Origin of the sequence: Luminiphilus sp. nBUS_07, assembly GCF_051201685.1 — a bacterium.
In the GTDB taxonomy this organism is placed as follows: Bacteria; Pseudomonadota; Gammaproteobacteria; order Pseudomonadales; family Halieaceae; genus Luminiphilus.
Genome location: NZ_CP179213.1, coordinates 3,242,899 through 3,257,751 on the forward strand (window position 1 = coordinate 3,242,899; position 14,853 = coordinate 3,257,751).

The following is a 14,853-nucleotide window of genomic DNA, read 5'->3' on the forward strand; positions in this document are numbered from 1 at the left end:
AACAAATAAAAGTAATGAGGGCGTTTTATGGAGTATTGGTTACTGATGGGCGGTGCGGCGCTGTCGCTGGTAGGCGGCTTGTTCCACGGCGTTGCGGGTCACAAAATTTATATGGGCAACATTAACGCCAGCAACCTCGAGTCGATCGCAAAATCGCTCAGCTTGGTGAGCTGGCATATGTTCACGATAATGCTAATCGTGGGCGCAGGCACCTTGGTATGCATCGCCTACGAACCCACTATGGCACTCATGGCCTACCCCATTATTTTGGTCAATGCCGGCGGGGCACTCATGTTTCTCGCCTTCGGGCTCGGGGGTCATGGCCAGCTGCTGCGTTTACCCGGCATGTATCTCATGAGTGGCACCGCCATTTTGGCGTGGCTGGGTATCGGCTAAGCGACTGAGCGGGCGCTAGGCTTGGGCTTGCAGTTGTAGTTGCGGTTGCGGTTGCGGTTGGAATTGCCGTTGAAAGCGGTGAATTCATAACATGTTATGAATGTCCTAGCGCTGGGCTTATGCAATCGACACTGGGGCCAGTACAAGCTAGGCCCCGCACAAGCTAGGCCTCGCTAAATTTTAAGCCAAACACCACTCAGCTCGGGTTGGCACCCAAGCACCCTCAGGCCCCGTCAACGGCCACTGCTTTTGGCAAATATGACATCGGGCGCATCAGGCTGCCAGGGCGGGTACTTGGCCATGACGCCAGTAAAGGTATCTGACGCCAGCCAGTCGTTTAACCATGTGCGCACTGTTGGATAAGGTGCATCCAGCCACCAAGTGGGGTCGACACCGGCAAACTGTCGCACAAAGGGAAACACCGCCACGTCGGCTCGTGTCGCCTGCTCACCGCCCAACCAGCGCTGTGCGCTTAGGCGTTGTTCCAGGTCCCCAATAAACTCCTCGGCCTGCTCGCGGTAATACACCGCCGATTGTTCCGGATGACGATCGGCGTATTTGTACTTATCGAGCCAGCCCTTAAAACTCCCATCGCAGGCGTTAATAAGCGCGGCTGTTTCGGGGGAGGCGTCGCACCAGCTATTGGGGTCATTTTGCTCAAGGGCCCAATCGATAATGGCGAGGCTTTCTTCGATCACCGTGCCATCCGATAAAACCAGCACCGGCACTGTGGCCTTCGGCGAAGCGTTAATGAGTGCAGCTGGTTTATTGCGCAGCGCGACCTCTCGCAGGCTCACTGCGGTGCCCGAGGCCCAAATCGCCATACGCGCGCGCATGGCATAGGGGCAGCGACGAAAGGAATACAAAATAGGCAGCGGGCTCATGGCGCCTACCCTAACAGGGCTTAGGCTTAGGGCACAGACGGCAGCAGACGCCTTGAGCGAGTCGGGGTAAGCTAGAGCCATAGGCCAATGGAAGTAATGCCATGCGCGAAGACAGCAGCAGTGCCCGCAGCAACGACCCTAGCAGCACCAGCGCCACCAACACCGGCTCGAAACAGGGCGCGGTCGATTACGAATCGGTAGACAGCGGCTACCTAGAGCAACGCCAGCTTAAGCAAGGCACGGCAGGGTGGATTTTGCTGGCCGGGCTGGGGGTGTCTTATGTGATCTCGGGCGATTTTGCCGGCTGGAACTTTGGCTTTGCCCAAGGGGGCTTTGGCGGCATGTTTATTGCCACGGTGCTTATTGCCCTCATGTACGGCTGCATGGTGTTTGGCCTTGCCGAGCTGTCGGCCATGATTCCCACCGCGGGTGGCGGCTACGGCTTTGCCCGACGCGCCATGGGCCCGGTGGGTGGCTTTTTAACCGGCACGGCGATCTTACTGGAGTACGCCATTGCCCCGGCGGCCATTGCCGTTTTTATTGGCGGCTATACCGGCGCCCTCTTGGGTGTGGATGGCCCCATTATTTATGCCCTGTTCTACGCCGTGTTTGTGGGCATTCATTTACGGGGTACCGGTGAAGCTCTAAAAATTATGCTGGTCATCACCGCCGTCGCGGTGCTCGCCCTTTTACTTTTTGTGGTGGGCATGCTGCCGCACTTTTCCTGGGACAACCTCACCGACATGCCGGTGAACACTGACGCGGTAGGCGCCAGTGTTTGGCTACCCGAGGGCTACTGGGGAATTTGGGGGGCCATTCCCTTTGCCATTTGGTTGTTCCTAGCGGTTGAGGGCGTGCCCCTTGCGGCCGAAGAGAGCAAAGACCCGACCCGGGATATGCCCAAAGGCATTATTACGGCCATGCTCATTTTATTGCTGCTGGGTGGTCTGGTGCTGTTTCTCGCACCCGGGGGGTCTAGCGCCGCACTAATGGCCGACCACGCCGCGCCGTTAGTGGGTGCCCTACAACACGTGTATGGCGAAAACTCGGTGCTGGCTACCGTGGTTAATGTGGTGGGCCTCGCAGGGCTTATCGCCAGCTTCTTTTCCATTATTTTTGGTTACTCAAGGCAGGTGTTTGCCCTGTCACGCGCGGGTTATTTGCCGCGCTGGCTGTCAGTGACCAGCGCCCGCAAAGTGCCCGTGCTGGCTCTGATCGTACCCGGCGTGTTTGGCTTTGCGCTGTCGCTCACCGGTGCCGGTGACCTTATGATTACCATGGCGGTCTTTGGTGCCACGCTGTCCTACGGGCTGATGATGGCCTCACATATTTTGCTGCGTTTGAAAGAGCCCGATCTTGAGCGCCCCTACCGCACCCCCGGGGGCATACTCACCACCAGCATTGCCTTGGTACTATCGGTGGTGGCCTTTGCCAGCACCTTTGTGGTGAGTCGCGAAGCAGCGCTGTGGTCGGCGGTTTTCTACGGCGCGTTGGTGGCCTATTTTGCGCTGTATAGCCGGCATCATTTGGTGGCTCAGGCCCCCGAAGAAGAATTTGCGGCCCTGGCCAAGGCCGAAGCCGAACTGCAATAGAGGGCGGCTGTTAATGACTGCGACTGGTCGCTAGTGATGAGTCACTGTGATTAAGCGCTGTAATGAGTAGCTTTAATAAACAGCAGCGATCTGTGCTGCCACGTGTATCGCCACAAGCGGTTGGGGTTTCGCTACCCTATTACCACTGCGGCAACCTGACGAGGGAATCCCACGACTGTGCTGACACCCCAAGACATAAAAAGCGTTGACGACGCCAAGCGTATTGTCAGCGAGCGCAACCTGAGCCACGTCAAAATTGGCTTGTTCGACATTGACGGAGTCATGCGGGGCAAATACCTGCGTAAAGAAAAGTTCTTTGCCGCCCTCGATAAAGGCCTAGCCTTTTGCGACGTGGTGCTGGGCTGGGACTCGAGCGATCAGCTTTATGAAGGTGTTGGCGTGGAGTACACCGGCTGGCATACCGGCTACCCCGATGCCCCAGTGCGGGTGTTGCCCGGCAGCTGCCGGGACATTCCTTTTGAACCGGGCATGCTGCTGTTTTTATGTGAGTTTGCCGGCGACGCCGCGGCGCTTTGCCCGCGCAACGTGCTGGCACGCACCCTAGAGCGCGCCGCCGACATGGGCTATACCGCCCACGCCGCTTTTGAATACGAGTTCTTTTTGTTTAACGAGACCCCCCACTCGGTGCGACAAAAAAATTATCAAAACTTACAGCCCATAACGCCGGGTTTTTTTGGTTACTCCATGCTGCGCAACTCGGTGCACGCCGAGCTGTATCAGGAGCTACTGGATATGGGTGAGGCCATGGGCTTTCCCATTGAGGGGCTGCATACCGAGACCGGCCCCGGGGTCATTGAAGCAGCACTTGTCGTAGATGAGGCCGGCAACGCTGCCGACAAAGCGGCTCTGTTTAAAACCTTTACCAAAGTTTGGGCCCAGCGCCGTGACCTTATGGCCACCTTCATGGCCAAGTGGTCCAACGATTACCCTGGGCAGTCGGGGCATATACACCTATCGCTGCGCCACAAAGACGACGGCCGCTCGGCATTCTTTGACCCCGACCAACCCCTCACCATGAGCGAGACCCAGCGGCACTTTATTGGCGGGCAACAGCGCTATATGCCCGAGCTGCTAGCCATGGTGGCCTCTACCGTGAACGCTTATACCCGCCTAGTGCCGGGGTTTTGGGCACCCACCGATGCCACCTGGGGCTGCGAAAATCGCACCACCGCCCTGCGGCTAATACCAGGTAGTGACAGCTCGCAGCGGGTGGAATACCGGGTAGGACCGGCCGACGCCAACCCTTATTTGGCCCTGAGCGCGGCCTTGGCCTCGGGACTGGCGGGCATTGCGGAGGGCCTCGAGCCCGAGCCCATGGTAGAAGGCAACGCCTACGACCAAACACACCCGGGGCACCTCGCCCTGCCGCAATCGCTAAGCGATGCCACTGCCATCTTTAAGCACTCCCGCACGGCGCGCAGCCTGTTTGGTGATGCCTTTGTCGACCATTTTTCTGCTAGCCGGCAGTGGGAAGCCTCGGAGCATCGCAAGCACGTGAGCGACTGGGAACTGCAACGTTATTTCGAAATTATTTGAGCCCATACCTATGACAACAGAACCCGTTGACTGGAATTTTCCCACCCAAATGGCCGTGGGTCCCGGGCGCATTGCCGCGTTGCCCGAGTTTTGCCAACAGCAGGGCATACGGGCACCGCTCATTGTGACCGACCCGGGCTTGGCCGCCCTGCCCATGGTCACGGCCATAAAAACCGCCTGTGATGACGCGGGCATGACCAGCGGCGTGTTTGCCGATGTTCAGGGCAACCCGACTCTTGAAAACGTTGAGGCCGGCGTGGTGGCCTTCCATGCTGGCGATCACGATGGCGTGGTGGCCTTAGGCGGCGGCTCGGCCCTTGATGCCGGCAAAGCTATCGCCTTTGCCTCGGGGCAAAACCGCCCCCTGTGGGACTTTGTTGACGTTGAAGACGGCTGGATGCTGGCCAAGAGCGAAGGCATTGCCCCGATTATTGCGGTACCCACCACCGCAGGCACGGGGTCGGAGGTGGGCCGAATTTCGGTGATCACCGATAGCGCCCAACATCAAAAGCGCTTGGTATTTCACCCTCAGATGCAGCCCTCGGTGGTTATTTTAGACCCCGAACTGACCCTGAGCTTGCCCAGTCACTTAACCGCAGCCACCGGTATGGACGCCCTGTCTCACAGCCTTGAAGCCTATTGCACCCCGGCCTTTCACCCCATGGCCGAGGGCATTGCCCTGCGGGGCATTCGCCTGACACAGCAATATTTGGCCCGGGCCGTTCACGACGGCAGCGATCTTGAGGCGCGTACCCAATTGCTGGTGGCGTCATCGATGGGGGCCACCGCATTTCAAAAAGGCCTGGGAGCCATGCATGCCCTCGCCCACCCCATGGGGGCGCATTACAACGCTCACCACGGGCTGCTCAACGCCATTGTTATGCCCTATGTTTTGCACGCCAATCGCAGCGCTATTGAACCCAAAATTACCGAGCTGGCCCGATACCTCAATTTGAAAGACCCTAGCTTTGACGCCTTTTTTGATTGGGTGGTGAACCTGCGAACGGAGATAGGCATTGCCCCTCGGCTGCTCGACATTGGCATTGATGACAGCGACGCCGAGCTTATTGGCGAAGAGGCCGCGGTAGACCCCACCGCCGCGACCAACCCTATTGCCTTTAGCCCTGCCCAATACAGCGCGCTGTTTCGCAATGCCGTAAACGGAGAGTTCAACGCGATAGGCTAAGCCTTGGGTGAGGCTAAGTTGAGATAAGGGTGGCCCAAGGGTTACCCGCACCTCTTTACCTGCGCCTGGCTTCTGGCTTCTCGCTAACGGCCTTGCAACATGGCTACGCGCTATCGGGCTGTTTATTGCCCTGCCATGTCGCGCGTACCCATTGTGCAACTAACGATAAACCTCTCGTTGCCGTCGGTAAGGGCACGGACATGCACGTGAAGGTAAAAAAGCCCCTGCCATAATTCGCCACATTTGATCGCCGTTGCACAGCACTGCATAACGGTGCCGCCACCTTTGTTTGTCTTAATCAGGTTCTAGACCCCTTGGCAGGCAAATCGGAGCGACACGTTATGGAACACTCACAGCACACGCAAAAACTGGCGACTACAACTACCCTCAGCGCAGCAAGGCCAACAGCGAACGGCCGCAAGAACAATCTCTCCCGAAAAACCCACCCACGGTGCGCCCGAGCCCACCGCCGCTCGTTACGCCGAGCCTTGCGCGAAGCCATGCGCCAAGCACTCAGTAAAAAGTCTGTGCTTGCGGGGCTAGCGGCTGTTGTTGCCCAGGGCAGCCACGCCGAGACCAGCGCCACCCCCTCGAGCTACGCACCGGTGTTTAAAGATGCCGGAGGCTCGGCCTATGTGCTGCTGAAAAGCGATAATGTGGCCGACAACTATTTGGCGATTCACTTTGACGCGACCCAGCGCTGCCGTGCCACCCTGACGGTGCTCGACTACTACCTGCAAACCTTCGACGAAGAAGAAAAAGCCTCTTGGCAGGAACTCAATGGACGGCGATTCCCTACGGCCATGCAGGCGCAAATCGGTGATGCACCCCGAGGGGAAATTAACGCCCAGATACACTTCGAATTTGACGAGAGCGATAGGCCCCAAGGCTTATTGTCGGTGAGTTTTAAAGCCAGCACCCGCTTCATTCAGGACCTGCAAGAACAGCCACAAGCCGACCTGCGCTACCGCAAAGCCAGCGGCGTATGGACAGAAGCACTCAGTTATTCGCTGACCTCAGCGCAGGCGGGCATTGGTTCGGCCGTAGGGCATTGTAAGGAGTGGGCGAGGGAGGTTCAGGGGCCTGAGGTGATTGTGTTGTAGGGTGTGCTGAGGCTAGTTTTGGACACATCTAATGGGCACTCAGGATTTGGAGTCAGAAGGCCAAACTAGCCATTGGCATCAAAAGCGTCGTCGCTCCCCCTCTTAGTCTTATCCTCAGTTTGAGTTCAATTTATGTAAAGCGTTCTCCGGGGATGCGGCGGCACCGGAAGCTTGAACTCTACTAACTCCTGCACACCATACCCATATGGATCTATTATGACCCCCGCTGCGCAGATATAGGCGGTCAAACCCGAAAGCAGGCCTGGAGCTGTTCATAAATACAGGATACACTGGGCCTCCAAACACAGAAGTAGTAGCAAATGAACCACATTGAACTTTTTGCCGGCTGCGGAGGCCTGTCCCTAGGGTTGGAAGCAGCAGGGTTTGAGATGCTGCTGGCCAATGAACTCTCACCGATGGCGGCCGAGACGTTCGCGTACAACCTCCTTGGTTTCGACGCTTCTAAAAACCCTAGTAATACCCCCGACAACATTCAATGGGGAGACTCTTCATTCCCGAGAAATGACCCATCTAGATGGTCGGAGTGTCCGGTGGATTTTCTCATGGGTGAACCCACGACCGTTTACAATGACCTTCTTAGCTCGAAGGGGCCTGAGTCACTCAAGGGCGGCCTAATAGTCGGTAGCATTCTGCAATTGAACAAAACTTTTCAAAGACCGGAAGGCAAAAAATTACTGTCCGTTATCAAGGGCGCTTTCGGTGAGGGGCGAGTTGATCTCGTATCGGGTGGACCACCGTGCCAAGGGTTTAGTATGGCCGGTTTACGGGACAAAAATGACGAGAAAAACTCCCTGCCATACGCATTTGCCGACTTTGTTTCTATGGTCAGACCGAGAATGGCCCTGCTAGAGAACGTCACGGGGATACTTCGCCCCTTTAGCGATAATTCTGGAAAGCACTATGCCTCCGTTAATGTCGCTCGAGTTTTTGCGGACCAAGGCTATGTACCACTTTGCCTTCATGTGAATGCGAAGTATGCGGGCGCAGCTCAGAACCGTCGGAGATTTATCATGCTTGCTTTTGATGATCAGTTGGCTTCTGATCTTATCGAAGCTTGCGACGACAAGCCGGTTCGTAATGCACTCATTCAAGCGATGGGTTTTGCAATGGCGGTCCGTGGCGTCTCTAACAAAGTAGACTTTCCGCACGAATTTATGGCCGTCCATGATCTCGAGGCGCACATTAGCGGTAAGCGTCCAAATGAATTGTTTAACTCTCCCATTTTTGCTCCCTTGAGCGCATACGCTGGCCTCGAATTTACTGTAGGAGAAGCCATCGGCGATCTGTGCAGCGAGAGGGTGGGTAAGCGAGATTACGTTCAGCACATCAACCGGCTGATGGAACCGGTGGTCTATCATGATGATGCCCAGCCCCCGAACCATGTGATGCGGCGCAACAGCAAAAAAATTCAAGCGCGCTTTAGGCTCTACCAAGTAGTTGAAAGGCTGCAAGCCAGTGAGCGAAAAGGGATAATTCGTTATCTTACCAGCGCAACAACTGAAGCCATAGAATCAGGAGAGCTCCTTGGACTTGGTGACTGTATGCCAAAGTCGATTTTGCAAACCTTGGCAAAGGAGCAGAACTGGTTGTTAAACCCGGAAGGTGAACGCATTCAGATTACTGATAGTTCTGCACTGTTCAGACTCCTCGAATTGCTACACACCAAAAAGCGTAGCCAGAGAGCACTTAATCGGGATAAGCCCGCTCCGGCGGCTCTGTCCATCCCTGATGATGCCTGCCATTATTTGGAAACAATGGATCAACGGACGCTGACAGTCCGCGAGATGGCCAGATTCCAGAGCTTTCCTGACGGCTTCGTGTTCCGCTCGAAGGAAACTACTGGGGGTATTCGGCGCCGATTTGAAGTGCCTCAGTACACTCAGGTAGGCAATGCTGTTCCGCCCATACTTGGGGAAGCGCTGGGTAAGGTATGCGCAGCGCTGCTTACGGTGGGGAGAACTGCAATCATCAGTGATACACCTCTCCGGGCATCACAGACTCAAGCGGAAGTACCCGTAGCACTGGGAAAAGTTCGGTAGCTCCGCGCCGAGAGAGTCCCGCACCGCCCGCCCACTATCCGGACCAATTCGTGCTTTTGCGAAGTAGGCGGATAGATCCTGTGCAATCCCGCTCTGACCTTCCACTCCCCAGTAATTACCTCCCGTCAAGGCTGCGAGCCGCTGGACAGACAAAGACGTAGGCTTAAAGACTTCAAGCTTGTTGGACGGCGCCGTGGCAAAAGCGTAGCTGAAATATTTGAGCTGGCTCAATGACCTATTGTTGCACCCCACAACCACGTTTTTAGTGTGCTGAGCCGCATAAACCATATCCCACAGCATTGGGACTTGTGCGTTGTCATTCCAGTTCGTCTTGCACTGGATAACACCAACCGTCAGTTCGTGAAAATTTCGGTCCGCAATGGCAGCAAGTCGCTTCATGGCTTCTTTAGGTGCCGCAATTTCCTCACTGAGCTGAAGAGAATCGTGCTCGGGGAAAGTTACCGCCACTAAATCCGATTCAGTGCTGGCTTTGATGTTTCCATAAAACACCGACAGAGCATCCCGCACAGGCTGGGGCATCATGGTGCCTTTTTTGTAAACTACTGAATTCGAGCCAACCAGCATTAGGTTTAAGTAATAACAAACAATACCCTCCCACGCGACACCACCGCCAGAGAGCATATCTTGTCCTCGGCTCTCGCCGTCGGGAGAGCTACCAGTGGACCGAAAGATATCTCGAAGATGCTTTGCGACCTCAAGAAATGCAGTTGCTGCCACGGTTCCATCTACATCCAACAACCGCGGAGCTTTTATCTTTGTTAATATCTGGTCCTCAATGATAGGTTGCCAAACAGGAAACGCCCTACTCACAGTTTCAATGGAGAGAACGCTGTCGATTATCTGCTTTCGCATAATTTCAATGCTGCTTGTCATGGCAAAGCCCTCGTATTATATTTCAATGCCCTAGCGCGTTATCTGTTTTGCCCTAGGCCGTTAAAACAGTGAAACAAATCTAGGCAATGGAGTCAATGCCCTAGGGCAATTTATATTTTTTCAAGGACGTACTCGACTGAGGTTTTATCGGTTCGAGAAAGAACAAGGGTCCTCAAGGACGAATTGGAAGCAGGCAGCGACAGATAATCGCGATCACCGACAGGCAACTTAAGGCCGTCAAAACAGCGATGTTAGATCTAGCAATGCCGGCAACCTGTGGAGTAGGCGCAGAAACGCGGATGCCTCGAGCTGCCGGCCTGTAATAAACTGTTCAGGTGATTGATATGGCTGAAGCGCTCCCGAATTTTAAGATAAGGGTACCGCGGTTGGGTTCATCGTCCAGACAGAGACGGGATTAAATAAGTCGATTATGGATGCTCATGACAACTTAAAGCGCCTCTTAAGTAAGCACGGCATCCACGACCATGAAGAGCAGAGCCAGGGGACAGGCAATAAAAAGCCGAGGGGCGCAGGGCCCAGTAAGCGGGGTGGTCAGCCTCGGCTACCGCTTCTTAGCCTTCCAAGTGCCACCATACTGATAGCTCTTTTCGTGCTTTGTTTTGACCGCGTTTAAGCAGGGCTCGCACAGAAACTGCCATTCAGGGCTATCGCCATAACGGCAGCGGTACAGCACCGGTGACACCACTGAACACTGCCCACAAGCTTTTTCACGCGTTCTCAAGACGAGGCTTACCTTTTAGTTCGGGTAGTGGAAGTACGCCGCACCGCGAGAACAGGCTCAATGCTTAAACGCCAATTGCCCGAGGCTTTGTGACTTAACCGATCGGTTAATGGGCGGCAGCCTCACGCAACCGATCCCGCAGCTCGTTCTTGCGAATCTTACCCGTAGTAGTTTTGGGCAGTGGTCCAAACACCACTTTTTTGGGGCGCTTAAACCCCGCCAACAGTGACCGAGCATGATCGAGCAGCTCTTGCTCGGTGGCCGTGCTGCCCTCGGCAAGCTCTACGAAAGCACAGGGTGTCTCGCCCCACTTCTCGTCGGCCATAGCCACCACCGCGACAAAGTCGACTGCCGGGTGGTTATACAGGGCATTCTCAACTTCGATTGACGAGATATTTTCGCCCCCCGAAATAATAATGTCCTTGGCGCGATCGCGAATTTCAATATAGCCGTCGGGGTGCTGCACCGCTAAATCTCCCGACCAAAACCAGCCGTCGCGAAACGCGGCGTCGGTTTCTTCGGGGCGCTTCAAATACCCCTTCATAACAATGTTGCCGCGAAACACCACTTCGCCCTGGGTCTCTCCGTCTAGGGGCACGGGCAAGCTGGTCTCTGGGTCTAGCACTAAAACGTCTTCTTCCAGCTCATAAGCCACGCCTTGGCGAGCCTTAAGCTTCGATTGCTCATCGAGAGGCAGCGCCGCCCACTCGGGCTTCGCCGCACAAACCACAGCGGGGCCATAAACTTCGGTCAGGCCATACACATGAGTAATAGCAATACCCATGGCTTCCATAGCTTCAATAACCGGGGCCGGGGGCGGTGCCGCAGCGGTCATCATGCGCACTTTTTGGTCAAAGGGCTGACGCTCCTCGTCGGGAGCGCTGGCAATCATCGACATAATAATGGGCGCGCCACAGAGGTGAGTCACACCGTGCTCGGCAAAGGCCGCGTAAATGCCTTTGGCGGTGGGGCCGCGCATAAACACATGGGTACCCGCGAGCAACGTAATGGTTCAGGGGAAGCACCAACCGTTGCAGTGAAACAACGGCAGCGTCCATAGATAAACGGGGTGGTGAGGCATTTCCCAGGTCACAACATTGTTGACCGAGTTGGTCCAGGCGCCGCGATGGGAATACACCACCCCCTTGGGGTGACCGGTGGTGCCCGAGGTGTAATTCAGTGCCAGAGCGTCCCACTCGTCGTCGGGCAAGGCATAGGCAAAGTCTTCCGAGCCCTCAGCCAGTAGGGCCTCATAGGTCAGTGCGCCAATACACGCACCCCCGGGGCCCTCGGTATCTTCAATATCAATTACCAACAGCTCGCGACCCGACAGGCGCACGGCTTCTGCGGCCACGGTAGAAAATTCGGTATCTACCAGTAACACCGAGGCCTCGCCATGTTCGAGAATGTAACCCAGCGTGCTGGCCTCAAGGCGCATGTTGTTGGCGTTGAGTACCGCACCGAGCATGGGCACGGCAAGGGCACACTCGAGTGCTTCGGGTATGTTGGGGGCAATAAGCGCAACGGTATCGCCTTTGCTCACCCCGCGCTTTGCCAGCGCTGAGGCTAGCCGTTTACAGCGCGCCGCCACCTCACCCCAGTTACGGCGAATGTTCCCATGTACCTGAGCGGGTAAGTTCGGATGAACCCGTTCGACGCGTTTTAAAATAGACACCGGTGACAGCGGCGTGTGGTTCGCCGCGGTCTTGGCTAACTCGGGGCCATCAAACAGCACTGGCAGCCGTGGTCGCGCTCAGCGAGGCGGCAGTGATTTGTTTCTTGGGGTCATAAAAAGGCTTTTCCACCACCGTAGCTAACCGCACACCGTCGGGCATGGCAACTGCTATTTCAGTGCCCACTGCTGCCGCTTCGCAGTCGACCATGGCCAGAGCAATGTTCTTTTTCAGCCGGGGTGAATACACCGCCGAGGTGACTTTGCCCACGGGAGCGCCGTTGACACTGAGTTCCCAGAATCGCGTGTTCGGCGCCGGCAACGCCTCGCCGTCAATCACCAGGCCTACCTGCTGTCGGGTGATACCGGCATCACGAATAGCCGTGAGCGCCGCCTTGCCAATAAATTCAAGGTCGGTATCAATAGCCGCCCAGTGACCCAAACCCACCTCGAAGGGGTTGGTCTGGTTATCCATGTCAGCGTGGTAAGAAAGCATGCCACCTTCAATGCGGCGAATGGTGGAAGTGTGGCCGGGCTTTAGCCCGAAGGGCTCCCCCGCCGCCATAATGGCTTCCCACAAATCGCTGCCCCGGCTGCCGTCGAGCAAGTAAATCTCGTAACCCAACTCACTGGACCAGCCCGTGCGGGATACGATTAAAGGAATGCCGTTTAGAGTGTATTCCCGCAGCCAGTAATACCGCAGGTCGGCAATATCGTCGCCAAACAGCACTTTGGCAATCTCCCCCGAGTTGGGCCCCTGCAGCTGCAACGGTGACACGTCGGGCTCGCAAATGTGAACGTCCATGCCGGCATTCACCGCCACCCCTTGAGCCCACAACAATATATCGCTGTCGGCGAGAGACAACCAAAACTTATCTTCCGCCAGGCGCAGCAGCACCGGGTCGTTCAAAATACAGCCATCGTTGTTCGTGATCATGACGTACTTGCACTGGCCCACTGCCAGTTTCGAGAGATCTCTCGGCGTGAGTAGCTGCACAAACCGGGCTGCGTCGGGGCCGGTAATTTGTACCTGCCGCTCTACCGCTACGTCGCAAAGAATGGCGGTGTTCACCAAATTCCAGAAGTTTTCCTCGGGGTCGCCGAAGTCCCGGGGAATGTACATATGGTTGTACACCGAAAAGCCCTGAGCACCCCAGCGCACCGTGGCGTCAAAGTAAGGTGACTTGCGTATTTGTGTTCCAAAACCAAATTCTTGTGATGGCTGGTTTGTCATAACCACACTCCACGATCTTATTATTTGTTCAACATGCCACTGCCTTTTGCAGTGATCCCATCGGGGGCTTTGCGGGGAGTAGTGCCCCCTAAAAACCCTATAACTGCGCAAAGCAAGCGCTTGGTAGCAGGGCTGTGTATCGCGCCGTGCTCAAGGCTATTCACCATAGCGCCAATTAGCCTATTGGTGACGACAGAGCCCTCGGTCTCGAAAGCCAAACCATAGCTTTGATGCAGCCTTACTCAACCGAAATGCTACGCCTAGGCGTATACAGGAAACAGCCCACAAGTGGCCCAATAACGGCGTGCTTGGGGATAAAAACGTCAGTCGGCGACGCTGCCGCTGTCGTCCAGCTCGGGAAGGTCTTGAGGTACCGGTCGACGGCGCCGGCGAGTGCGCACAGGAATCATGCCGCGCATGACTTCGAGCTTACCGAAACACAGCAATTTGTCTTCAGCTTCCAAAGCACGACTGAGGCGGGGGTTAGGAATCACCCGGGTGCCTCGGTACAGCGTGAGTACGTTGAGCTCTCGGTCATTAAGCTGAAAGTCAGCCACGGTTTTGCCTACAAACTCGGAGCCCTCGGGAATATAAATTTCACTCACCCCGTAGCCCTTACTCACCGTTAAGCGCTGACGCACGTCGATCTCGGGAAAGTCGACTTGGGCCGCAATGTAGTCGACCACCGCCCCGGCAATATCTAGCTCAGTACAAGTCTCAATGCCCTCAAGCCCTGGGGAGGAATTAACTTCCATAACTTGGGGACCGTTTTTGCCTTCCAGCATGTCGACCCCGGCCACGTTGAGACCCATAATTTGGGCGCAGCGCACGGCGGTCTCGCGGTATTCGTCGTCAAGCTCAACGGGCTCGGCAATACCACCCCGGTGCACGTTGCTGCGAAACTCCTGACCCTGAGCCACCCGGCGCATGGCAGCCACCACTCGATCGCCCACGACAAAGGCACGAATGTCCCGGCCCTTGCTCTCGGCAACAAACTTTTGAATCAGCACGTTTTGTTTTTGGCTTTGCAGTAACTCAATAATCGACTCGGCCTGTTTCACGGTGTCGGCCAACAAAACGCCAATGCCCTGAGTACCCTCAATGAGCTTAATCACCACCGGAGCGCCACCTACCCGTTCTATGGCCGGTAACACGTCTTTCTTGTCGCGAACGAAGCTGGTTCGGGGAATACCAATATTGTGGCGACTCAAAATTTGCAGGCTACGCAGCTTATCCCGGCTGTTGAGAATGCCGTGGGCGGTATTGGCGCAAAAGATCCCCATCTCCTGAAACTGCCGCACCACCGCCGTGCCGTAATAAGTGACCGAAGCGCCCACTCGGGGTAACACGGCGTCATAGTCGCTCAGCTGCCGCGTGCGGAAATACAAATCCGGGGAGCCCCGGTCGAGGTCAATCGAAAAATTGAGGGTGTTGAGCACCTTTACCTCGTGGCCGCGCTGCTCGGCGGCTTCGCGAAATCGAACGGTGCTGTAAGCCCTGGGGGCGCGAGAAAGAATGGCAAATTTCATGAGT

General features: G+C 56.0%; 11 protein-coding genes and 2 pseudogenes. 6 read left to right on the forward strand and 7 right to left on the reverse strand.

Features of this window, described 5'->3' with window-relative positions; all coding sequences use genetic code 11:
* Positions 1 to 27 precede the first annotated feature (27 nt).
* Positions 28 to 396 (forward strand): hypothetical protein, encoded by a 369-nt coding sequence (locus tag ACMAZB_RS14395; protein WP_435218161.1) that lies wholly within the window; start codon positions 28 to 30, stop codon positions 394 to 396.
* Positions 397 to 629: 233 nt separating this feature from the next.
* On the opposite strand, the gene ACMAZB_RS14400 is transcribed toward ACMAZB_RS14395, so the two are convergent.
* On the reverse strand, positions 630 to 1,280 hold the full coding sequence (locus tag ACMAZB_RS14400) for a glutathione S-transferase (protein ID WP_435218162.1): 651 nt from the start codon (positions 1,278 to 1,280) through the stop codon (positions 630 to 632).
* 101 nt (positions 1,281 to 1,381) lie between these two features.
* On the opposite strand from ACMAZB_RS14400, the gene eat reads away from it, so the two are divergent.
* The 5 genes from eat to ACMAZB_RS14425 all read left to right on the forward strand — a co-directional run bounded on the left by eat (position 1,382) and on the right by ACMAZB_RS14425 (position 8,778).
* The gene (gene eat, locus ACMAZB_RS14405; RefSeq protein ID WP_435218164.1) at positions 1,382 to 2,872 is read left to right on the forward strand and encodes an ethanolamine permease; all 1,491 of its coding nucleotides are present in this window, start codon (positions 1,382 to 1,384) and stop codon (positions 2,870 to 2,872) included.
* Positions 2,873 to 3,049: 177 nt separating this feature from the next.
* A complete protein-coding gene (locus ACMAZB_RS14410) occupies positions 3,050 to 4,429 on the forward strand; it encodes a glutamine synthetase family protein (RefSeq protein WP_435218165.1) in 1,380 nt (459 codons plus the stop codon).
* A 10-nt stretch (positions 4,430 to 4,439) separates the two neighbouring features.
* Positions 4,440 to 5,615, forward strand: a complete 1,176-nt coding sequence (locus ACMAZB_RS14415; protein WP_435218166.1) for an iron-containing alcohol dehydrogenase — start codon at positions 4,440 to 4,442, stop codon at positions 5,613 to 5,615.
* A gap of 341 nt (positions 5,616 to 5,956) precedes the next feature.
* Entirely contained in the window at positions 5,957 to 6,718 is a 762-nt protein-coding gene (locus tag ACMAZB_RS14420) for a hypothetical protein (RefSeq protein ID WP_435218168.1), read from the forward strand.
* A 320-nt stretch (positions 6,719 to 7,038) separates the two neighbouring features.
* Positions 7,039 to 8,778: a DNA cytosine methyltransferase gene (locus ACMAZB_RS14425; protein WP_435218170.1), complete on the forward strand. Its 1,740-nt coding sequence runs from the start codon at positions 7,039 to 7,041 to the stop codon at positions 8,776 to 8,778.
* On the opposite strand, the gene ACMAZB_RS14430 is transcribed toward ACMAZB_RS14425, so the two are convergent.
* From ACMAZB_RS14430 to rimK, 6 genes and pseudogenes are all read right to left on the reverse strand, one after another.
* Positions 8,731 to 9,672 (reverse strand): hypothetical protein, encoded by a 942-nt coding sequence (locus tag ACMAZB_RS14430; RefSeq protein WP_435218171.1) that lies wholly within the window; start codon positions 9,670 to 9,672, stop codon positions 8,731 to 8,733. The two genes, ACMAZB_RS14425 and ACMAZB_RS14430, sit on opposite strands and share 48 nt — an antisense overlap.
* A gap of 848 nt (positions 9,673 to 10,520) precedes the next feature.
* Positions 10,521 to 10,958: an AMP-binding enzyme gene (locus ACMAZB_RS14435; protein WP_435220094.1), complete on the reverse strand. Its 438-nt coding sequence runs from the start codon at positions 10,956 to 10,958 to the stop codon at positions 10,521 to 10,523.
* A gap of 45 nt (positions 10,959 to 11,003) precedes the next feature.
* A pseudogene (locus ACMAZB_RS14440) lies at positions 11,004 to 12,149 on the reverse strand (AMP-binding protein); the annotation flags it as partial.
* The gene (locus ACMAZB_RS14445; RefSeq protein WP_435218172.1) at positions 12,139 to 13,320 is read right to left on the reverse strand and encodes a glycine cleavage T C-terminal barrel domain-containing protein; all 1,182 of its coding nucleotides are present in this window, start codon (positions 13,318 to 13,320) and stop codon (positions 12,139 to 12,141) included. The pseudogene ACMAZB_RS14440 and the gene ACMAZB_RS14445, both read right to left, overlap by 11 nt.
* A 323-nt stretch (positions 13,321 to 13,643) precedes the next feature.
* Positions 13,644 to 13,943 (reverse strand): cation:proton antiporter regulatory subunit, encoded by a 300-nt coding sequence (locus tag ACMAZB_RS14450; protein ID WP_435220095.1) that lies wholly within the window; start codon positions 13,941 to 13,943, stop codon positions 13,644 to 13,646.
* A pseudogene (gene rimK, locus ACMAZB_RS14455) lies at positions 13,926 to 14,849 on the reverse strand (30S ribosomal protein S6--L-glutamate ligase); the annotation flags it as partial. The pseudogene rimK and the gene ACMAZB_RS14450, both read right to left, overlap by 18 nt.
* Between the last annotated feature and the right edge of the window lie 4 nt (positions 14,850 to 14,853).